The 19,487-nt window shown below is 66.5% G+C and carries 21 protein-coding genes; 13 read left to right on the top strand and 8 right to left on the bottom strand.

All coding sequences use genetic code 11. The features are described 5' to 3' along the window. Nucleotides 1-288: 288 nt before the first annotated feature. The 5 genes from E4M00_RS06515 (at nt 289) to E4M00_RS06535 (ending at nt 4,383) form a co-directional block, all read left to right on the top strand. Nucleotides 289-2,664, top strand: a complete 2,376-nt coding sequence (locus E4M00_RS06515; protein WP_135119619.1) for an ATP-binding cassette domain-containing protein — start codon at nt 289-291, stop codon at nt 2,662-2,664. An 88-nt stretch (nt 2,665-2,752) separates the two neighbouring features. Next, nucleotides 2,753-3,196, top strand: a complete 444-nt coding sequence (locus E4M00_RS06520; RefSeq protein ID WP_135119620.1) for an iron chaperone — start codon at nt 2,753-2,755, stop codon at nt 3,194-3,196. 140 nt (nt 3,197-3,336) lie between these two features. Then, nucleotides 3,337-3,600, top strand: coding sequence for a DUF3253 domain-containing protein (locus E4M00_RS06525; protein ID WP_135119621.1), 264 nt, complete (start codon nt 3,337-3,339; stop codon nt 3,598-3,600). Between the two features lie 100 nt (nt 3,601-3,700). After that, entirely contained in the window at nt 3,701-4,141 is a 441-nt protein-coding gene (locus tag E4M00_RS06530; protein ID WP_135119622.1) for a hypothetical protein, read from the top strand. A gap of 44 nt (nt 4,142-4,185) precedes the next feature. Further along, complete coding sequence (locus tag E4M00_RS06535) at nt 4,186-4,383, top strand: hypothetical protein (RefSeq protein ID WP_135119623.1); 198 nt, start codon at nt 4,186-4,188, stop codon at nt 4,381-4,383. 30 nt (nt 4,384-4,413) lie between these two features. On the opposite strand, the gene E4M00_RS06540 is transcribed toward E4M00_RS06535, so the two are convergent. Then, nucleotides 4,414-4,632 carry an SCO4848 family membrane protein gene (locus tag E4M00_RS06540; protein WP_135119624.1) on the bottom strand — a complete coding sequence of 73 codons (219 nt, stop codon included), beginning with the start codon at nt 4,630-4,632 and terminating at the stop codon, nt 4,414-4,416. Between the two features lie 54 nt (nt 4,633-4,686). On the opposite strand from E4M00_RS06540, the gene E4M00_RS06545 reads away from it, so the two are divergent. Continuing rightward, nucleotides 4,687-5,454: an SDR family NAD(P)-dependent oxidoreductase gene (locus E4M00_RS06545; RefSeq protein WP_135119625.1), complete on the top strand. Its 768-nt coding sequence runs from the start codon at nt 4,687-4,689 to the stop codon at nt 5,452-5,454. 60 nt (nt 5,455-5,514) lie between these two features. Here E4M00_RS06545 and E4M00_RS06550 read toward each other — a convergent pair whose 3' ends face one another. From E4M00_RS06550 to dhaK, 4 genes are read right to left on the bottom strand one after another with little or no spacing between them, the layout of a single operon-like run. Beyond that, the gene (locus E4M00_RS06550; protein WP_135119626.1) at nt 5,515-5,832 is read right to left on the bottom strand and encodes a hypothetical protein; all 318 of its coding nucleotides are present in this window, start codon (nt 5,830-5,832) and stop codon (nt 5,515-5,517) included. A gap of 54 nt (nt 5,833-5,886) precedes the next feature. After that, a complete protein-coding gene (gene dhaM / locus E4M00_RS06555) occupies nt 5,887-6,597 on the bottom strand; it encodes a dihydroxyacetone kinase phosphoryl donor subunit DhaM (RefSeq protein WP_240036889.1) in 711 nt (236 codons plus the stop codon). A 1-nt stretch (nt 6,598) separates the two neighbouring features. Beyond that, nucleotides 6,599-7,237 carry a dihydroxyacetone kinase subunit DhaL gene (gene dhaL / locus E4M00_RS17955; RefSeq protein ID WP_135119628.1) on the bottom strand — a complete coding sequence of 213 codons (639 nt, stop codon included), beginning with the start codon at nt 7,235-7,237 and terminating at the stop codon, nt 6,599-6,601. A 10-nt stretch (nt 7,238-7,247) separates the two neighbouring features. Then, the gene (gene dhaK / locus E4M00_RS06565) at nt 7,248-8,249 is read right to left on the bottom strand and encodes a dihydroxyacetone kinase subunit DhaK (RefSeq protein ID WP_135119629.1); all 1,002 of its coding nucleotides are present in this window, start codon (nt 8,247-8,249) and stop codon (nt 7,248-7,250) included. Between the two features lie 165 nt (nt 8,250-8,414). Here dhaK and E4M00_RS06570 point away from each other — a divergent pair, with 165 nt between their 5' ends. Further along, nucleotides 8,415-9,221 (top strand): MIP/aquaporin family protein, encoded by an 807-nt coding sequence (locus E4M00_RS06570; protein ID WP_135119630.1) that lies wholly within the window; start codon nt 8,415-8,417, stop codon nt 9,219-9,221. A gap of 92 nt (nt 9,222-9,313) precedes the next feature. Then, a complete protein-coding gene (glpK, locus tag E4M00_RS06575) occupies nt 9,314-10,834 on the top strand; it encodes a glycerol kinase GlpK (RefSeq protein ID WP_135119631.1) in 1,521 nt (506 codons plus the stop codon). 31 nt (nt 10,835-10,865) lie between these two features. On the opposite strand, the gene trpD is transcribed toward glpK, so the two are convergent. After that, nucleotides 10,866-11,918, bottom strand: coding sequence for an anthranilate phosphoribosyltransferase (gene trpD, locus E4M00_RS06580; RefSeq protein WP_135119632.1), 1,053 nt, complete (start codon nt 11,916-11,918; stop codon nt 10,866-10,868). A gap of 135 nt (nt 11,919-12,053) precedes the next feature. Between trpD and ctaE the strand changes: the two genes are divergently transcribed. From ctaE to E4M00_RS06605, 5 genes are all read left to right on the top strand, one after another. Further along, complete coding sequence (gene ctaE, locus E4M00_RS06585) at nt 12,054-12,692, top strand: aa3-type cytochrome oxidase subunit III (protein WP_135119633.1); 639 nt, start codon at nt 12,054-12,056, stop codon at nt 12,690-12,692. 24 nt (nt 12,693-12,716) lie between these two features. Continuing rightward, nucleotides 12,717-13,529 carry a cytochrome bc1 complex diheme cytochrome c subunit gene (gene qcrC / locus E4M00_RS06590; protein WP_135119634.1) on the top strand — a complete coding sequence of 271 codons (813 nt, stop codon included), beginning with the start codon at nt 12,717-12,719 and terminating at the stop codon, nt 13,527-13,529. Nucleotides 13,530-13,571: 42 nt separating this feature from the next. Next, nucleotides 13,572-14,648, top strand: a complete 1,077-nt coding sequence (qcrA, locus tag E4M00_RS06595) for a cytochrome bc1 complex Rieske iron-sulfur subunit (protein ID WP_056162746.1) — start codon at nt 13,572-13,574, stop codon at nt 14,646-14,648. Next, a complete protein-coding gene (qcrB, locus tag E4M00_RS06600; protein ID WP_135119635.1) occupies nt 14,645-16,309 on the top strand; it encodes a cytochrome bc1 complex cytochrome b subunit in 1,665 nt (554 codons plus the stop codon). The genes qcrA and qcrB overlap by 4 nt, the downstream gene beginning before the upstream one ends. Before the next feature lie 102 nt (nt 16,310-16,411). Further along, nucleotides 16,412-17,224 (top strand): putative RNA methyltransferase, encoded by an 813-nt coding sequence (locus E4M00_RS06605; protein WP_135119636.1) that lies wholly within the window; start codon nt 16,412-16,414, stop codon nt 17,222-17,224. 111 nt (nt 17,225-17,335) lie between these two features. Here E4M00_RS06605 and E4M00_RS06610 read toward each other — a convergent pair whose 3' ends face one another. Continuing rightward, nucleotides 17,336-17,761: a cytochrome c oxidase subunit 4 gene (locus E4M00_RS06610; RefSeq protein WP_135119637.1), complete on the bottom strand. Its 426-nt coding sequence runs from the start codon at nt 17,759-17,761 to the stop codon at nt 17,336-17,338. Continuing rightward, nucleotides 17,762-19,486 (bottom strand): aa3-type cytochrome oxidase subunit I, encoded by a 1,725-nt coding sequence (gene ctaD / locus E4M00_RS06615; protein ID WP_135119638.1) that lies wholly within the window; start codon nt 19,484-19,486, stop codon nt 17,762-17,764. It abuts the gene before it with no gap. Nucleotide 19,487 lies beyond the last annotated feature (1 nt).

The following is a 19,487-nucleotide window of genomic DNA, read 5'->3' on the forward strand; positions in this document are numbered from 1 at the left end:
GGGGGACGGATGTCACCCGGTCGAGGGGTGCGCGCGTATTCGCTTCGCTTCCGTTCGGGGTACAGCGTGGAGGCCAGCCGAGGTCGGTCGGCGTGAGAGCGCTCTCAGTTCCGCGATCCGGTGCGGTCGTCGGGGGAGTGGCGACCAGAAGCGCCTCTCGGGCGGGGTACGTCGAGCAGCTTGGCTACCCGTGGGGCCGGCCCGGTCGACGCCGACGCGCCGGGGGAGCGTCGTCCGTCACCGGTAATCTGATCGGCGACGTCGCCCGCCCCGACAGATGGAGACACCATGACCACAGACGCTCAGTCGACAGACCGGCATCCGGCCGACGTCCACGACAGGATCCGGGTACAGGGTGCCCGCGTGAACAACCTCAAGGACATCAGCGTCGACATCCCGAAGCGCCGGCTGACGGTGTTCACGGGGGTCTCGGGTTCCGGCAAGAGCTCCCTGGTGTTCGGCACGATCGCTGCAGAGTCGCAGCGGATGATCAACGAGACCTACAGCACGTTCGTGCAGGGCTTCATGCCGACGATGGCCAGGCCCGAGGTGGACGTGCTTGAAGGGCTCACCACGGCGATCCTCGTCGACCAGGAGCGACTCGGCGCCAACCCGCGTTCGACGGTCGGCACGGTCACCGACGCCAACGCGATGCTCCGCATCCTGTTCAGCCGCCTCGGTCAACCCCACATCGGATCGCCGCAGGCGTTCTCCTTCAACATCGCCTCCGTGCAGGGCTCCCGCTCGGCCACCATCGACAAGGGGTCCGGGGCCTCCATCAGCGACGACTTCTCCTTCACCGGCGGCATGTGCCCGCGCTGCGAGGGCATGGGTTCCGTCACCGACATCGATCTCTCCGAGCTCTACGACGACTCCAAGTCCCTCGCGGAGGGCGCTCTCACCATTCCCGGCTATACGGTCGACGGCTGGATGGTGCGCATCTTCAGCGAGTCGGGCTTCCTCGACCCGGCGAAGCCGATCCGCGACTACACCGAGACCGAACTGAACGACTTCCTGTACAAGGAGCCGACCAAGGTCAAGTTCCAGAACATCAACATGACCTACGAGGGCCTGGTCTCGAAGATCCAGAAGTCCCTGCTCTCGAAGGACAAGGAGGCGATGCAGCCGCACATCAGGGCCTTCGTCGACAGGGCCGTCACGTTCACGGCCTGTCCCGACTGCGAAGGCACCCGACTCAGTGCCGGAGCGCGATCCTCGAAGATCGGCGGCATCAGCATCGCCGATGCGTGCGCCATGCAGATCAGCGACCTGGCCGAGTGGGTCGGCGGTCTCGACGAGCCCTCGGTCACGCCGTTGCTGACAACCCTGAGCCAGACCCTCGACTCCTTCGTCGAGATCGGCCTGGGGTATCTCTCGCTCGATCGCTCATCGGGCACCCTCTCTGGGGGAGAGTCACAGCGCGTCAAGTTGATCCGTCACCTCGGCTCGGCACTCACCGATGTCACCTACGTCTTCGACGAACCGACCATCGGGCTGCATCCGCACGACATCCAGCGCATGAACGAGCTGCTGCTCCGCCTACGCGACAAGGGGAACACCGTGCTCGTCGTCGAGCACAAGCCCGAGATGATCGCCATCGCCGACCACGCCGTCGACCTCGGACCGCGGGCGGGAACCGCCGGCGGCACCATCACCTTCGAGGGGACCATCGCCGAGCTGCGGGCCAGCGACACTCTCACCGGACGCCACCTCGACGACAGGGTGGCCGTGAAGGCCTCCGTGCGCGAGCCCAGCGGTGCTCTCGAGATCCGTGGCGCCACAGCTCACAACCTGCGAGACGTCGATGTCGACATCCCGCTCGGCGTGCTCGTCGTCGTCACAGGCGTGGCCGGCTCGGGGAAGAGCTCACTGATCCACGGATCCATCCCGGCGGGCTCCGGAGTCGTGTCGATCGACCAGACGGCCATCCGCGGTTCGCGCCGCAGCAATCCCGCGACCTACACCGGGCTGCTCGAGCCGATCCGCAAGGCGTTCGCGAAGGCCAACGGTGTGAAGCCGGCGCTGTTCAGCGCCAACTCCGAGGGCGCCTGCCCGAACTGCAACGGAGCCGGCGTCATCTACACGGACCTCGGCATCATGGCCGGCGTCTCGACTCCCTGCGAGGTCTGCGGCGGCAAGCGGTTCGACGCCTCCGTGCTGGAGTACCACCTGGGCGGCCGTGACATCAGCGAGGTGCTGGCGATGTCGGTGAGCGAAGCCGAGGAGTTCTTCGGTTCGGGGGAGGCGCGCACCCCGGCAGCACACACGATCCTCGCGCGCCTCGTCGACGTCGGATTGGGCTACCTGCGTCTCGGGCAGCCGCTCCCGACCCTCTCGGGCGGTGAGCGCCAGCGCCTGAAGCTCGCGACCCACATGGGGGAGAAGGGCGACATCTACGTGCTCGACGAACCGACCAGCGGCCTGCACCTCGCCGATGTCGAACACCTGCTCGGCCTGCTCGACCGCCTCGTCGACTCGGGCAAGTCGGTCATCGTCGTCGAGCATCACCAGGCCGTCATGGCCCACGCCGATTGGATCATCGACCTCGGACCCGGCGCTGGCCATGACGGTGGCCGCGTGGTCTTCGAGGGATCACCTGCAGCCCTGGTCGAGGCTGCATCCACACTCACCGGGGAGCACCTCGCGGCGTACGTGGGTGCCTGAGCGTCGTCGATCGAGCAGATTCCGAGAAGGCTTCTCCTCAGTCGCGGGCTAGTGTCGTTCACAGGAAACGTTCAGAAAAGGAGTCGTCATGGCTGAAGCAGCCAAGTCAGCATCGAAGAGCACGAAGTCGGGTTTCACGTCCGAGGAGCGTGCAGCCATGCGTGAGCGAGCCAAGGAGCTCAAGGCTTCGGCGAACCGCGAGGAGGCCACTAAGGCTGTCCTGGAGGCGATCGCCGAGATGCCCGACGAGGAACGCGTCGTTGCGGAACGTCTTCACGCCGTCGTGACGGCCGCGGCACCGGAGCTCGACCCGAGGCTCTGGTACGGGCAGCCGGCCTACGCGAAGGACGGCGCCATCGTCTGCTTCTTCCAGAACCCGTCGAAGTTCAAGACGCGGTACACGACGCTCGGGTTCAATGATTCGGCCCGCCTCGACGACGGCACCATGTGGCCGACGTCGTTCGCCATCACGTCACTGACGGCAGCATCGGAGAAGGCCATCACGGCGCTCGTGAAGAAAGCCGTCAGCTGAGTTCTGGCGGTTCTGCCGGCCGCGGGCCGATCTTCCCGCCACTCCTGGTATGTGTCCGATAATGCACATTATGACAAGTAATATCCAATCACGGTTGTGCAATACCCCCATGCGTCCGCGGAAGGGACGAAACTGGCAACATGACTCTCCCCGACCGCGATCTCGAGGAACGCATCACGACGATGCTGGACGCGCGCGCGGCGTCGGCGACGATCTGTCCGTCGGATGTCGCACGCGCCGTGTCCTCTGAAGAATCCGAGTGGCGCGCCCTCATGGATCCCGTCAGACGTGCCGCCCGCCGGCTGGTCGCCGCAGGTGAGGTCGAGATCACCCAGGGCGGGCAGGTCGTCGACCCGTCGACGGCGAAGGGACCGATCCGGATCCGGCGGCGCCGGCAGGGCTGATGCCGTCCGCAGGGAGGTGACGTCGAGCCCGCGCTCCTGACACACTGGCCAGACGGGTCGCCATGAGGTGCGCGACCCGACGTGATGAAAGGAAGCGCCGATGCTCGGTCGCAAGGAGTACACCTACGACGAACTGGAGCATGCCCGATCCGAGGTCGTCGGCCAACTGGCCGCCTACGAGGTGCTCGCGGGCACACTCGATGATCCGGCGGGGCTCGCCGCCCTCGAGGTCTTCTCCCCCGGCTTCTTCACCACGATGCTGCTCGCGCTCGACCGCCCCTTCGTGCACCGCCTGCACCTGGTGACGGGCACCGATGGCAACGCCCTCAACGAGGTCGAGATGCTCGTCGACTCGATCATCAATCACGGCGGCGTGCTGCAGCCGAGCACCGAGCTCACGCTCGACCCCGAGACGAGCGTGACGCGTATCGCCTTCGGTGAGGAGATCCATCTCACCGTGGATCAGTTCGAGCGCCTGGCAGCGGCGTTCTTCGTCGAGATCGAGAAGAAGTTCATCATCGAAGCCGCTGAGTTCGACTGAGGGCAGCGACCGGTTGCTAGCATCCGAGTACAGAGGGGGTCGTCATGGAACTGGTGCTGTTCCTGGTCATCGGGGTCGGTGCAGTGGTCCTGCTCGGCGCTGTCGTCGCGATCCGCGACCGGCGGCGTCGCCGGCTGCCACCGTCCGCCGATGACGTGTCGGCGGGTGACTCCCAGCACAGCGCGGCGCTGGCGGCAGCGCTCACTGCTGCCGCGTCGAAGAACACAGGCGCGGGTCTCTGACCATCTCTCGCGCAGGCCGGGCGCGCCGAGTCAGCCGATGATGAGGGCCGCGATGCCCGCGGCAGCCGACGCCGCTGCGATCACCAGTGCCGAGCTGATGAGCACCACGTGCACCGTGAAGAACCTCGTGCGCCGGCCCTCTGCGTCACGCGCCCGCGGATCGGCGACGATCCGGCGCAGGAACGCGGGCCAGACGACGACGTTGAAGACGGCGTTGACGAGCAGCAGTACGGCGAGCAGAGTGTTCATCCGGGCCAGCCTAACCGCGCGATCCGGGTGCTGAGACAGTCCTAGGGTGGAGGAATGAGCACCGAGAACGAGACCCGTCGCCCCGTCACCATCATCACGGGCGGGGGTCGCGGCATCGGCCGAGCCATCTCCGAACGCCTGGTCGCCGCCGGTCACGATCTGGCCATCACCTACCGGGAACGGGGCGCGGATGCCGAGGCCGTCGCCGAGTCCCTGCGTGCTGCCGGTGCCGACGTGCTGGTGCTCCCCTGCGATCTCGGCGACGCCGAGCAGGCTGCATCCGTGATTCCCGCAGTGCTCGAGCACTTCGGCTCCTTCACCGGCCTCGTGAACAACGCCGGCATCACCGGGCGCATCGGCGGATTCCTCGAACTCGACCCCGAGGAGTCTCGTGGGGTCTTCGCCGTGAACGACCTGGCGCCGATCATCATGTCGCAGCAGGCCATCGCCCACATGGCGGTCAATCGTGGCGGCGCTGGTGGTGCGATCGTGAACATCTCCTCCGGGGCCGCCACGACGGGCGCACCGGAGACCTACATCCCCTACGCGATGAGCAAGGCCGCCCTCGACGCCATGACCCTCGGCCTGGCCAAGGAGTTCGGACCCTACGGTGTGCGCATCAACACCGTCTCCCCCGGCACCACGCACACCGAGATCCACGCGAGCGCAGGCCGACCGAACGCGCCCGCCGAGCGCGCCCCGCGCATTCCCATGCGTCGGGCCGGCGAGCCCGACGAGGTCGCCGGCGCCGTCGCCTTCCTGCTCGGACCTGACGCGTCGTACATCTCGGGCGCGAACATCCGCGTCGCGGGCGGCAACTGACTCGCGGGGTCGAGTGGGGCCCGACGGCTCAGCAGCTCAGCGGCTCGATGAATGAGCGGCTCAGTGCCGGCGGGCGACCTTCTCCCGGCGCTCGGCCGACGCGGGCATCCCGAACTCGTCCAACGGCTCGTTGTCGGGCTTCAGGGGCAGCCTCTCCCCCGTCGGGCACTCGACGACGGTGTTCAACGTCGACCGTTCGATCTGATGCTCTGCCATCACGTGACCGCAGATCGGGCACTCGGACTGGGCCGCAGGTCTCTCGGCATCCCCGTATGCAACCGGTGCGCTCTCTCCGAAGGCCGGTGACAGCTTGCTGTCGACCCACTCGAAGAAATGCGCGTAGCCGTTCTCCTTGCGTCGTGCGTCTTCCTTGACCATGGCGATCATGGTACCCCCGTCCGAGGGGTTGCTGACTGGGCGGATTCGGCGGCCTCAGGCCTCGCCGAAGCCCGAGGCCACGAGATCTGCCACACCGTCGACCGCCGAGCGGCCGTCTACCGTGTCAGGTGCGGAGATCGAGACCGTGGCGCCCTGGGTGAGCCCGAGAGACATGATGCCGAGGAGGCTCCGCGCGTTGGTGCCGTTGACGGTGATCGCGCTGTCGAAGGTCGCGGCGAGCTTGACGAGCTCGGCGGCCGGCCTGGCATGCAGGCCGTCCTTGTTCACGAGTTCGAGCGTTCGGGTGTAGTCGCCTCCGTCGAGGTCCGCGGTCGGTGCCTCAGTCGAGTCCGATGCTCCGGATGCCGCCCCGCCGTTCGCGCTCGCAGCGGCCGCCAGCACGGCAGCCAGGTCTCCCCCGGTCTGCGCAGCCACCGCCGCCGCGACAGCGCCCTCGACGATGGGGGCGTCCGCGATGCCGACCCGGCTGCGCGCGTCGTCGTCGAGGAAGTCGAGCGCGGTCTCCGCGGTGAGGATCGCCGAGCCGAGGTCGCACAGGATCACCGCGCCGACGCCGGCGTCAGCCTGACCGATCGCAGCGGAGATGAGTTCGAAGCTGGTGCCGATCCGGCCGTCGTCGGTTCCGCCGGCTGCCACGATGACGGTGTCCGGCGCCATCTGCCCGGCGAGGTCGACGACGCCCTCGGCGATCTTCGCGCTGTGCGACACGATCACGAGCCCGACGAGCGGAGCGGTCTCCCCCACGTCAGGCCGCCTGTGCGGCATCGGCTGCGGCCTGCAGCAGGTAGGCGGTCGACTGGGCGCCCGGGTCACGGTGTCCGATCGCCCGTTCGCCGAGGTAGCTCGCGCGCCCCTTGTGCGCCACCAACGGCTCCGTGGCGACAGCGCCGGCCGCTGCGGCTTCGGCTGCGGCAGCGAGGATCTCGGCCTCGGAGGCTCCGGATGCCTCGGCTGCGACGGCGGCATCGACGGCCGGCGTCCACGCGTCGATCATCGTCTTGTCTCCGACCTCAGCCTTTCCCCGGAGCACGATGCCATCGCGCGCAGCCGTCAGCAGGGCGACGACGGCGGCCCCGTCGAGCTCCGGAGCTGAGCCGACGGCGATCGCCGCCTTCAGGTAGGCGGTGCCGAACAACGGGCCGGCCGCTCCCCCGACGGTGGAGATCAATGTCGTGGCAACGAGCTTGAGGGCATCCCCGGGTGTCGCGTCGTCATCCAGCATGGCGAGCTTCGGCACCACGGCCTGGAAGCCGCGGTCCATGTTCTCTCCGTGGTCGCCATCGCCGATGGCGCGATCGAGCGTGATGAGCTCGACGCGCTTGTCGGCTATGACGGCGCCTGAGCGGCGGATCCAGTCGAGTGTCCAGCTGAGGCCCAGCGCCATCGCGTGTCTCCTATCGGCCCCAGCGAAGCGCAGCTGTCTGCACGGGGGCGTCCCACAGTTCGGTCAGTTCGTCGTCGAGCTTCAGCACCGACAGCGAGAAGCCCTGCATCTCGAGTGCCGTCGTGTAGTTGCCCACCAGCGATCGTGTCACCTCGATGCCCTGCGCCGCCAGAACCTCGGCAGCGTGGCGGTAGACGATGAAGAGCTCCACGAGCGGTGTACCGCCCATGCCGTTGACGAGCAGCAGCACCTTGTCGCCGGACGCGAACGGGATGTCCTCGACGATCGGCCCGAGGATCCTCTCGACGATCGCATCGGCGGGTTCCAGCTTGATCCGCTCGCGACCGGGCTCGCCATGGATGCCGATGCCGATCTCGATCTCGTCCTCGGCCAGCGTGAAGCTGGGCTCACCGGCGTGCGGCACGATGCAGGGGCTCAGGGCCACGCCCATGGAGCGCACCTGGGCGTTGACCTTCTCGGCGATGGCCGTGACGGCGTCGAGGTCGTCTCCGCGCTGTGCCGCTGCTCCCGCGATCTTCTCGACGAGCACGGTGCCGGCGACCCCGCGTCGTCCTGCCGTGTAGAGGGAATCCTTGACGGCCACATCGTCGTTGGTCACCACGGCACGCACCTCGATGCCCTCGGCGGCGGCGAGATCGGCCGCCGTCTCGAAGTTCAGTACGTCGCCCGTGTAGTTCTTGACGATGTGGAGCACCCCGGCTCCCCCGTCGACGGCCTGGGTCGCCGCGAGGATCGGGTCCGGCGTCGGAGAGGTGAACACGGCACCGGGTACGGCGCCGTCGAGCATTCCGTAGCCGACGAAGCCCGCGTGCAGGGGTTCGTGTCCGCTGCCGCCGCCGCTGATGATCGCGACCTTGCCGGCCGTCGGCGCGTCCGCCCTGACCACGTAGTTGGGGTCGTACTCCGCGCGCACGAGATCGCTGTGCGCTGCAGCGAATCCGGCGAGGGACTCGTTGACGACGTTCTTCGGATCGTTGATGAGCTTCTTCACGAAATTCCTTCCGAGAGGCGCCTGCCGCACTGCACGTTTGTGCGCATCGACTCTGACGCACGGGTATCCCCTGCTCAACTTAGCCCTGCGAGGGCTGGACGGGTAAGGGGCTGGTGAACAAATGCGCGCGCGTCATTCCCCCGGAAGAGGTACGGCAATAGGGTGATGTCGAGCGCGCAAAGATGCGCGCCAGACGAAGGAAGGTCACAAGTGGACAATCTCGGTGTCGTATTTCTCTCGGAGGTCGTCGGAACGGCGATGCTGGTTCTCCTCGGTTGCGGCGTCGTCGCAAACGTCGCCCTCATCAAGAACAAGGGCTTCAACGGCGGCTTCCTCATGGTCAACATCGGATGGGGCTTCGCGGTCTTCTCCGGAGTGATCGTCGCGTACAACTCCGGTGCGCACCTGAACCCGGCCGTCACGCTCGGGCTCGTCGCCAACGGCGCGACGGAGTTCGGATCAGGAGTTCCGGTCAATCCCGTCTCCGTCATCACCTACATCGCTGCGGAGTTCCTCGGCGCCATCATCGGTGCCGCCATCGTCTGGCTGGCGTACAAGCAGCACTTCGACGAGGAGCCCGATCCCGGGAACAAGCTCGGAGTGTTCTCCACCGGTCCCGCCATCCGCAGCTACGGCTGGAACCTCGTCACCGAGATCATCGGCACGTTCGTTCTCGTCTTCGTCGTCATCGCCTTCGGTGGCGGTCGACAGGGTGAAGGCGGCCTTGCGGCCCTCGGCGCGCTTCCCGTGGCGATCCTCGTGATCGCGATCGGCGCCTCGCTCGGTGGCCCGACGGGCTACGCGATCAACCCTGCCCGTGACCTCGGCCCGCGCATCGTGCACTTCCTGCTTCCGATCAAGGGCAAGGGTGGCAGCGACTGGTCGTACTCGTGGGTTCCGGTCGTGGGACCGGTCATCGGCGGTCTGCTCGCCGGATGGTCGGCGCTGTTCCTGCTCCCCATCCTCACTTGACGTGTCGTGCGGTGGGCGGCCTCCGCGGCCGTCCGCCGCACGCATGCAGTTCGCACGTCGATCCAGCACTATCAGAATGAAAGAGGTACACCATGGCTGACTACGTCATCGCCATCGATCAGGGAACCACGAGTTCCCGAGCCATCGTCTTCGACAAGTCGGGATCCATCGTCTCGACCGGACAGCTCGAGCACGAGCAGATCTTCCCCAAGGCGGGCTGGGTCGAGCACGACCCCAAGGAGATCTGGAACAACGTCCGTGAGGTCATCGGCCAGGCGCTCAGCAAGGCGAATCTGACCCGTCACGACATCGCCTCCATCGGCATCACGAACCAGCGCGAGACCGCTGTCGTCTGGGACAAGAACACGGGCGAGCCGGTCTACAACGCCATCGTCTGGCAGGACACGCGTACGCAGGCGATCGTCGACCGGCTCGCCAAGGACGGCGGAGTCGAGCGCTTCAAGCAGAAGGTCGGACTCCCCCTCGCGACCTACTTCTCCGGCACCAAGATCGTCTGGATCCTCGAGAACGTCGACGGAGCCCGCGAGAAGGCCGAGGCAGGCGACCTGCTGTTTGGAACGACGGACTGCTGGGTGCTCTGGAACCTCACGGGTGGAACCGACGGCGGCGTTCACGCGACCGACGTCACGAACGCCAGCCGCACGCTCTTCATGGACCTGGAGACTCTCGCCTGGGACGAGGACATCCTCGCCGCCTTCGACGTCCCGAAGTCGATGCTGCCGAAGATCCTGCCCTCGTCCGGCGTGTTCGGTGAGGCCGACTCGCACAGCCTGCTGCGCGAGACGCCCATCGCCGGCATCCTCGGTGACCAGCAGGCGGCCACCTTCGGGCAGGCCGCCTTCGACACCGGCGAGTCGAAGAACACCTATGGAACAGGCAACTTCCTGATCTTCAACACCGGTGAGGAGATCGTGCACTCCAAGAACGGACTGCTCACGACTCTCGGGTACCAGATCGGCGACAACAAGCCGCACTACGCGCTCGAGGGATCGATCGCCGTGACCGGCTCGCTCGTGCAGTGGCTGCGCGACAACCTCGGCATCATCTCGAGTGCACCCGAGATCGAGGACCTCGCGAAGACCGTCGACGACAACGGCGGCGCCTACTTCGTTCCGGCGTTCTCCGGCCTGTTCGCCCCGTACTGGCGTTCGGACGCCCGCGGAGCCCTCGTGGGCCTCACCCGCTATGTCAATAAGGGCCACATCGCGCGCGCTGCTCTGGAGGCCACGGCCTTCCAGACGCGCGAGGTGCTCGAGGCCGTCAACGCCGATGCCGGTGTCGACCTGGTGGAGCTCAAGGTCGACGGCGGCATGATCGCCAACAACACCCTGATGCAGTTCCAGGCCGACATCCTCGGGGTGCCCGTCGTGCGTCCCGTCGTCGCCGAGACGACGGCGCTCGGCGCCGCGTACGCCGCCGGCCTCGCCGTCGGGTTCTGGAGCGACCTCGACGACCTGCGCAAGAACTGGCAGGAGGACAGCCGCTGGGAGCCCAAGATGGACGACGCCGAGCGCGACCGTCAGATCCGCCTCTGGAAGAAGGCCGTCACGAAGACCTTCGACTGGGTCGACGAGGACGTCGAGCAGGGCTAGCCCTCAAGCGAGACCAGATCGAGGCGTTCCGTCAGCGACGGGACGCCTCGATCCATTCCTCGAGCTTCGCGGCCGCGGCTCCGCTGTCGATCGTCTCTGCGGCGATCGCCATCTTCGCGGCGAACCGCTCCAGGATGCTGGTCTGCACGAGGGCCGCGTTGTTGGCCAGGTCGTAGGCGACCAGGCCAGCGGCGGCGTTGAGGAGGACGATGTCGCGCACGGGGCCGGACTCCCCCGCGAGCAGGGAACGGACGACGCGCGCATTGTGCGCTGCATCCCCGCCCACCAGGTCGGCCATCTTCGCGCGGGGCAGACCGAGGTCGCGCGGGTCGATGTCGTGCTCTGTCACCAGACCGCGGGACACCTCCCACACGTGACTGTGCCCCGTCGTGGTCAGTTCATCGAGGCCGTCGTCGCCCCGGAACACCAGGGCCGTGGCACCACGGGTCTGGTAGACGCCGACGAACAGCGGCACCCGCTCGAGGCTGGCGACCCCGACGGCGTTCGCCTCAGCACGCGCAGGATTGCACAGCGGGCCGAGGTAGTTGAAGACGGTCGGGATGCCGAGGCCTGCGCGCACGGGTCCCGCGTGGCGGAAGCCCGGGTGGAAGGCCGACGCGAAAGCGAAGGTGATGCCGGTCTCGGCCAGGATCGCGGCCACACGCTCGGCCGGCAGAGTGAGGTCGAGCCCGAGGGCGGCCAGCACGTCCGAGGAACCCGACGCGCTGCTCGCCGCCCTGTTTCCGTGCTTGACCACGGGAACGCCGGATGCCGCGGCGATGATCGCCGACATCGTCGAGACGTTGACCGTGCCGAAGCGGTCTCCCCCGGTTCCGACGATGTCGAGGGCCATGGACGGCACCGGCAATGACACGGCGTTGTCGAGGATGGCGTCGCGGAATCCGACGATCTCATCGACGGTCTCGCCCTTGGCCGCCAGGGCGACGAGGAAGCCGGCGATCTGAGCATCCGTCGCCTCTCCGGTCATGATCTCCTGCATGCACCAGGAGGCATCGGAGACGCTGAGGTCCTCTCCACGGAGGAGGGAGGCGAGAACGTTCGGCCACGTCTGGGATTCGAGCATGGAATCCACCCTATGGCTCCCAGCCTTTCACCGCGGATTCTCAGGTCTTCCCCGGGTTCCTTAGGCTGTCCTAACCTCGATATCCACGCGACTGACCCCGCCGAATGGGCAAAACCCCCTCCGGATTCGGCCATAATGGAAAGCGTGACGAGCACAGTTCTAACTTCGCGGGCAACCACGCCAGCCATCAATCGGCCGAACTCCGTAGCGGTCGGCACGATCGTCTGGCTCGGAAGCGAAGTCATGTTCTTCGCCGGCCTGTTCGCGATCTACTTCACCCTGCGGTCCACCAGCCCCGATCTGTGGGCTGCTTCGACCGAGAAGCTGAACGTCCCCTTCGCGACGATCAACACGATCATCCTGGTCATCTCCAGTTTCTGGTGCCAGTTCGGTGTGTTCGCGGCCGAGCGGATGCAGCCCAGGCGCACCGGCTGGAAGCCCACCCAGTGGGGCATGGTCGAGTGGTTCTTCCTCACCTATGCCTTCGGCGCCATCTTCGTCGCCGGCCAGGTCTGGGAGTACGCCACCCTCGTCAGCGAGCACGTCACGCTGTCCTCCGACGCGTACGGCTCGGCCTTCTACCTGACGACGGGCTTCCACGCCCTGCACGTCACCGGTGGACTCATCGCCTTCCTTCTCGTCATCGGCCGCGTCTTCGCGGTCAAGAACTTCGGACACAAGGAGGCCACCAGCGCCATCGTCGTGTCCTACTACTGGCACTTCGTCGACGTCGTCTGGATCGGGCTCTTCCTGGTCATCTACGTTCTCAAATAGGAATCAGGAGCGAACACCGTCCCCATGCGAGAGAACAAGAAAACCGCAGGCGCCAGCCGCCGCAAGACAGGCCGGCGGCATCCGCTCGCCACTGTCGCCCTGATCGCGATCGGCCTCGGCGTCACCGGTGGCGCCTACGCCGCCGTGAACACCAGTACGGCGTCCGCTGAGACCCAGATCGCGGCCCAGTCGACGATCGAGGAGGGCGAGAAGCTCTTCCAGGCCAACTGCGCCACCTGCCACGGCATGGGTGCTGCTGGAACCGACAGCGGCCCGAGCCTCATCGGCGTGGGAGCCGCAGCCGTCGACTTCCAGGTCGGCACCGGCCGCATGCCGATGCAGATGAACGGACCGCAGGCTGAAGAGAAGCCCGTGCAGTTCACCGACGAGCAGGTCAAGGCGCTGGCCAACTACGTGGCGTCTCTCGGCCCCGGCCCGTCGATCCCCGAGGACCACCTCACCAACGGCGGTGGCGACGCATCGAACGGCGCCGAGCTGTTCCGCATCAACTGCGCCATGTGCCACAACGTGGCCGGTGCCGGTGGAGCCCTCACCGAGGGCAAGTTCGCACCCGCCCTCGACACTGTCACGGGTGTGCACATCTACGAGGCCATGGTCACGGGCCCCCAAAACATGCCTGTCTTCAATGACCTGAACATCTCGCCTGAAGACAAGCGCGACATCATCACCTACCTCCAGTACGTGCAGGACAACCGCTCACCCGGCGGTTTCGAACTCGGTTCACTCGGCCCCGTCGCCGAGGGACTCTTCATCTGGATCTTCGGTCTCGGCGCCATCGTCGCCCTGACCGTCTGGATCACGGCGAAGTCGAACTGACCGCAGCAAGCACGGCAATGACCCAGCGCGAAAAGGAGAACCATGGCACAGGACGATAACGACGGTAAGGATCTCACCGTCGCCGATTCGTCGGTCGCCGACCATCACGACGAGGCACACCCCGGCACGGCCGTGGTCTCGCGTGACGCCTTCACCGACCCCGGACTGGTCCCGCACCGCAAGCGCGTGACCGACCTGGATCCGAAGAAGGAGAAGCACGCCGAGCGCACGGTCTACACGCTCTTCTACCTCTCCATCGTCGGCAGCATCTGGGCCATCGCGGCCTACATGCTGTTCCCGATCGAGTCGAACAACGTCGGAGACGTCCGTCTCAACACGCTGTTCATCGGAGTCGGCCTCACCCTCGCCCTCCTCGCCATCGGCTTCGGTGCCGTGCACTGGGGCAAGGCCCTGATGGTCGACGACGAGGGTGTCGACATCCGTCACCTGACCCGGGGAAGCGATGAGACCCGCGCCGCCGCCGTCGAGATCTTCGACGTGGCGAACAAGGAGTCCGGATTCGGGCGTCGCACGCTCATCCGCAACTCCCTCATCGGTGCACTCATCGTGTTCCCGCTGCCCGCCGTCGTCCTGTTCCGCGGTCTCGCACCGCAGGACGAGAACCCCGTCGAGCTGCTCTCCCACACCATGTGGAAGAAGGGCACGCGTCTCGCGCTCGACCCGAGCGGTGTCGCCATCAAGGCGACCGACGTCACGTTGGGCAGCGCGTTCCACGTGATCCCCGAAGACCTGAACGACCTCGAGCACGGCAAGCTCGAGGAGAAGGCCAAGGCGGCCGTTCTCCTCATGCGACTCCGTCCCGAGGACCTCAACGAGCTCCCCGAGCGGGCTGACTGGTCGTACGACGGCATCGTCGCGTACTCCAAGATCTGCACGCACGTCGGATGCCCCGTTGCCCTGTACGAGCAGCAGACGCACCACCTCCTCTGCCCGTGCCACCAGTCGCAGTTCGATGTGTCGAACCACTGCGAGGTCATCTTCGGGCCGGCCAAGCGGCCGCTCCCCCAGCTGCCCATCGCCGTGGATTCCGAGGGCTACCTCATCGCTCAGAGCGACTTCCTTGAACCAGTCGGACCGAGCTTCTGGGAGCGTTCGTGAGTACCGCCACTACACCTGAGGCACCCCCGACGACGTCTACCGCCGTCGAGAAGAAGGGCGGCTTCACCGCCGCCGCCGCCAACTACATCGACGAGCGCACCAGCGTCTCGACGATGGTCAAGGAGCTCGGCCGGAAGATCTTCCCCGATCACTGGTCGTTCCTCCTCGGCGAGGTCGCTCTCTACAGCTTCGTCGTCATCCTCATCTCAGGATCGTTCCTGACCTTCTTCTTCCAGGCTGCGATGACCCCGGTCATCTACGACGGCTCGTACGTGCCCCTCAAGGGCATCGAGATGTCGACGGCCATGGCATCGACGCTCGACATCTCGTTCGACATCCGCGGTGGCCTCCTGATGCGTCAGGTGCACCACTGGGCTGCGCTGCTGTTCGTGGCATCGATCGGCCTGCACATGATGCGCATCTTCTTCACGGGTGCGTTCCGCAAGCCGCGCGAGCTCAACTGGGTCATCGGCTTCGTGCTGTTCATCCTGGCCATGGCCGAGGGCTTCACCGGTTACTCCCTCCCCGACGACCTGCTCTCGGGCAACGGCCTCCGCATCATCGACGGCATGGTCAAGGGCATTCCGATCGTCGGCACCTGGATCTCGTTCCTGCTGTTCGGCGGCGAGTTCCCCGGTGAGGTGATCGTGGGGCGTCTGTACACGCTGCACATCCTCCTGCTGCCTGCCATCATCGTCGCGCTCATCGCCTTGCACCTGCTGTTCCTGGTCGTGCACAAGCACACCCAGTACCCCGGCCCCGGGCGCACCAACATGAACGCCGTCGGTCAGCCCGTGCTTCCGGTCTACGCGGCGAAGGCCGGTGGATTCTTCTTCATCGTCTTCGGCATCATCATGCTGATCGCCTCGTTCTTCACGATCAACCCGATCTGGAACTACGGTCCGTACGACCCCTCCCCCGTGTCGGCTGGAACGCAGCCCGACTGGTACATCGGGTTCGCCGACGGCGCCCTGCGCCTGATCCCGCCGGGACTCGAGTTCGTGTGGCTCGACCGCACCTGGTCGTTCAACATCCTGATCCCGCTGGCCGCTCTCGGACTGTTCATCGTGCTCGCCATGATCTACCCCTTCATCGAGGCGTGGGTCACCGGCGACAAGCGGGAGCACCACGTGCTCGACCGTCCGCGCAACGTTCCGACCCGCACGGCCATCGGCGCTGCCGGTGTCACGTTCTACGCCGGCCTCTGGGCGGCGGCGAGCTCGGACATCATCGCGACCCACTTCAAGCTCACGATGGAGGGCGTCATCCACTCCCTCCAGTTCGTGGTCATCGTCGGTCCGTTCATCGCCTACTTCGTCACGAAGCGCGTGTGCCTGGCGCTGCAGAAGAAGGACCGCGAGCTCGTGCTCCACGGCTTCGAGACCGGTCGCATCGTGAAGCTCCCGGGTGGCGAGTTCATCGAGGTGCACGAGCCGCTCACGGACTACGAGCGCTGGCGTCTGGTCAGCTACACCGACTACGAGCCGCTGATGATCCGTCCGAACTCGCAGGGCCGCATCACGGTGGGTCAGCGCCTGCGCGCCGGGTTCTCCCGCTGGTTCTTCGAGGATCGCATCTCGCCGGTCACGAAGACCGAGCTGGAGGCGGCCCACGGCCACCACGACACCCACCACGAGCTCGACGAGAAGAGCGCTCACTAGAGCGTTCGACTCGAACCGCTGGGAGGCGCCGATGACATCACCGTCATCGGCGCCTCGCCATTTCCGGCGTACCTCGGGTGAAGAGACGATGGGCGACCACTCATGACCCTGGCGAGTCTCGCGGAGTGGCTGCGCTGCCCGCACTGCGGTTCTCCGCTGACGGATGCCGCTCCCCTGACCCTGCGCTGCGAGAACGGCCATGCGTTCGACGCGAACAAGCGCGGCTACGTGAACCTGGTCGCGGCGAACGACCGCATGACCGGCGATGACGCGGCCATGCTCGACGCCCGCGACGCCTTCCTCGGAGCCGGGCACTACGAGCCCATCCGCGACGCTCTGGCCGCAGCAGTGCCATCGGCGGCCGAGCGGATCGTCGACGCCGGCTGCGGAACCGGGTACTACCTCGCCGGCGTGCTCGGCACGGCCGGAAACAGCGACACGAGAGCCCTGGGGTTCGACCTCTCCCCCGAGGCCGTGCGCCGCACGGTGCGGGCCACGGGCAGCGACGGCGTCGTCGCCGACACGTGGCGTCCGCTGCCTCTGCGTGACGGATGCGCGGACGCCGTCATCACGGTCTTCGCTCCGCGCAACCTCCCGGAGTTCCACCGCATTCTGCGAACCGATGGACGGCTCATCGTCGTGGTGCCCTCGGGCACGCACCTGCGCGAGCTGCGCGCCGACGGGCGAGCTCTCGACGTTCCGGCGGACAAGGCCGAACGGCTGCAGGAGGAGGCGTCGTCCCTCTTCGACGTGATCGGTGTCGAGAGGGTCGCGTATGCGATGGAGCTGGACGGCGCTGCCGTCGAGCACCTCCTGGGGATGGGGCCGGCTGCACGCCACCGGGAGGCGGCCTCGGATGGGCGCTCGGAGAGCGTGACGGCATCCGTCGACATCGTGCGTCTCAGGCGACACTGACGCCTCTCGGGGCGGATTGCGCGCCCTGCGCTCGTGGTGGCAGCGCAGTAACCCCTGGGAACGACGAAGCGCCCGGCACGAGAACGTGCCGGGCGCTTCCTTCGGAGTGGATCAGCGGGCGAAGAGTCCGCGGTAGTACTCGTAGACCCAGCCCACGAGACTGATGAGCACCAGTCCGACGGCGCAGTACGTCAGCCAGAAGCCGACGGCGAGGCCGAGGAAGCTGACCGCGACCGAGGCGCCGAGCAGCAGCGGCCACCAGCTCCACGGGCTGAAGAAGCCGAGCTCGGCGTCTCCGTCGTCGATGTTGGCATCGAGGCGGTCCTCGGGCAGCTCGCCGCCCTGGGCGCTGTGGACGCGGCCGACGTAGAAGGCGATGAACGCGGCGAGAACGGCGCAGAGGAACATGCCGATCGTACCGACGGCCTCGATCCGCTGGTCGTCACCGGAGTCGAGCCAGGTCCAGAAACCGTACACGGCTGCCGAGAGGAGGAAGAAGACCGACAGGACCCAGAGGAGGACGGCGTTGACTCTCATCTACTTGACCTCGTCCTTCGTGGCGTCGTACGTGGGGGCATCGGGAGCATCCTTCGCAGGCCCGATTCCGATCGGCAGGCCGGCCTCAGGGTGATTGAGGTCGAACGCCGGGCGCTCGGAACGGATGCGCGGGATCGAGGTGAAGTTGTGCCGCGGCGGCGGGCACGACGTCGCCCACTCGAGCGATCCGCCGTAGCCCCACGGGTCGTTCACCGTCACGCGGGGAGCGCGGCGGGCCGTGATGTAGACGTTCAGGAAGAACGGCACCATCGACAGCGCGAGGATCGCGGATCCGACAGAGGAGAGCTGGTTCATCCAGGTGAACCCGTCATCGGGTAGGTAGGTCGCGTAGCGACGCGGCATGCCGACGACTCCGAGCCAGTGCTGCACGAGGAAGGTCGTGTGGAAGCCGATGAAGAGGATCCAGAAGTGGATCTTGCCGAGGCGCTCGTTGAGCATCTTGCCGGTCCACTTGGGCCACCAGAAGTAGAACCCGGCGAACATGGCGAACACGACTGTTCCGAAGACGACGTAGTGGAAGTGGGCCACGACGAAGTACGTGTCCGACACGTGGAAGTCGAGCGGAGGGCTGGAGAGGATGACTCCCGTGAGGCCGCCGAAGACGAAGGTGATGAGGAAGCCGAGGGTCCAGAGCATGGGCGTCTCGAACGTCACGGATCCGCGCCACATGGTGCCGATCCAGTTGAAGATCTTCACGCCTGTCGGCACCGCGATGAGCATCGTCATGAGTGCGAACCAGGGCAGGAGCACCGAGCCCGTCACGTACATGTGGTGAGCCCAGACCGTGACCGAGAGGGCCGCGATCGCGATGGTCGCGTAGATCAGCGTCTTGTAGCCGAAGATCGGCTTGCGGCTGAACACGGGCAGGATCTCCGACACGATGCCGAAGAACGGCAGGGCGATGATGTAGACCTCGGGGTGACCGAAGAACCAGAAGAGGTGCTGCCACAGCATGACTCCACCATTGGCGGGGTCGTAGATGTGAGCACCGAACACGCGGTCGGCGCCGGCGGCGAGGATCGCGGCGGCGAGCACCGGGAACGCCATGAGCACGAGCAGCGACGTCACGAGGGTGTTCCACGTGAAGATCGGCATGCGGAACATGGTCATTCCGGGAGCGCGCATGGTGATGATCGTCGTGATGAAGTTCACGCCACCGAGGATGGTTCCGAAACCGCTCATGCCGAGGCCGAACATCCAGAGGTTGCCGCCGAGGCCCGGGCTGAACGTCGTGGTGGAGAGCGGTTGATACGCAGTCCAGCCGAACGAGGCCGCGCCCTGCGGGGTGAGGAAGCCACCGACCGCGATGAGGCTGCCGAACAGGAAGAGCCAGAACGCGAAGGCGTTCAGACGCGGGAATGCCACGTCGGGGGCACCGATCTGGAGCGGCATGATCACGTTGGCGAAGCCCGCGAACAGCGGCGTCGCGAACATGAGCAGCATGATCGTGCCGTGCATCGTGAACAGCTGGTTGTACTGTTCCTTCGTCTGCAGGATCTCCAGGCCGGGCTCGAAGAGCTGGGCGCGGATGATGAGGGCCATGACTCCTGCGACGCAGAAGAACACGAACGAGGCGATCAGGTACATGTACCCGATGATCTTGTGGTCGGTGGAGGTGATCCACCGCACGAAGATGTTGCCCTTCTTCTCGACCTTCGGCGTTCCGAAGGTCCGGGCGGGAGCCGGTGCTGTTGCGGTGCTCATG

This window comes from Orlajensenia leifsoniae, from assembly GCF_004570845.1.
Classification (GTDB): Bacteria; Actinomycetota; Actinomycetes; order Actinomycetales; family Microbacteriaceae; genus Orlajensenia; species Orlajensenia leifsoniae.

Bases quoted from the DNA above. Each gene is read 5' to 3' on its own strand.
- E4M00_RS06520 (WP_135119620.1), top strand. From the start codon at position 2,753: ATGGCTGAAGCAGCCAAGTCAGCATCGAAGAGCACGAAGTCGGGTTTC.
- E4M00_RS06530 (WP_135119622.1), top strand. From the start codon at position 3,701: ATGCTCGGTCGCAAGGAGTACACCTACGACGAACTGGAGCATGCCCGA.
- ctaE (WP_135119633.1), top strand. From the start codon at position 12,054: ATGGAAAGCGTGACGAGCACAGTTCTAACTTCGCGGGCAACCACGCCA.
- ctaD (WP_135119638.1), bottom strand. From the start codon at position 19,486: ATGAGCACCGCAACAGCACCGGCTCCCGCCCGGACCTTCGGAACGCCG.
- E4M00_RS06550 (WP_135119626.1), bottom strand. From the start codon at position 5,832: ATGGTCAAGGAAGACGCACGACGCAAGGAGAACGGCTACGCGCATTTC.
- qcrC (WP_135119634.1), top strand. From the start codon at position 12,717: ATGCGAGAGAACAAGAAAACCGCAGGCGCCAGCCGCCGCAAGACAGGC.
- E4M00_RS06540 (WP_135119624.1), bottom strand. From the start codon at position 4,632: ATGAACACTCTGCTCGCCGTACTGCTGCTCGTCAACGCCGTCTTCAAC.
- qcrA (WP_056162746.1), top strand. From the start codon at position 13,572: ATGGCACAGGACGATAACGACGGTAAGGATCTCACCGTCGCCGATTCG.
- E4M00_RS06535 (WP_135119623.1), top strand. From the start codon at position 4,186: ATGGAACTGGTGCTGTTCCTGGTCATCGGGGTCGGTGCAGTGGTCCTG.
- E4M00_RS06515 (WP_135119619.1), top strand. From the start codon at position 289: ATGACCACAGACGCTCAGTCGACAGACCGGCATCCGGCCGACGTCCAC.
- E4M00_RS06610 (WP_135119637.1), bottom strand. From the start codon at position 17,761: ATGAGAGTCAACGCCGTCCTCCTCTGGGTCCTGTCGGTCTTCTTCCTC.
- E4M00_RS06525 (WP_135119621.1), top strand. From the start codon at position 3,337: ATGACTCTCCCCGACCGCGATCTCGAGGAACGCATCACGACGATGCTG.
- trpD (WP_135119632.1), bottom strand. From the start codon at position 11,918: ATGCTCGAATCCCAGACGTGGCCGAACGTTCTCGCCTCCCTCCTCCGT.
- glpK (WP_135119631.1), top strand. From the start codon at position 9,314: ATGGCTGACTACGTCATCGCCATCGATCAGGGAACCACGAGTTCCCGA.
- E4M00_RS06570 (WP_135119630.1), top strand. From the start codon at position 8,415: ATGTCGAGCGCGCAAAGATGCGCGCCAGACGAAGGAAGGTCACAAGTG.
- E4M00_RS06605 (WP_135119636.1), top strand. From the start codon at position 16,412: ATGACCCTGGCGAGTCTCGCGGAGTGGCTGCGCTGCCCGCACTGCGGT.
- dhaL (WP_135119628.1), bottom strand. From the start codon at position 7,237: ATGGCGCTGGGCCTCAGCTGGACACTCGACTGGATCCGCCGCTCAGGC.
- E4M00_RS06545 (WP_135119625.1), top strand. From the start codon at position 4,687: ATGAGCACCGAGAACGAGACCCGTCGCCCCGTCACCATCATCACGGGC.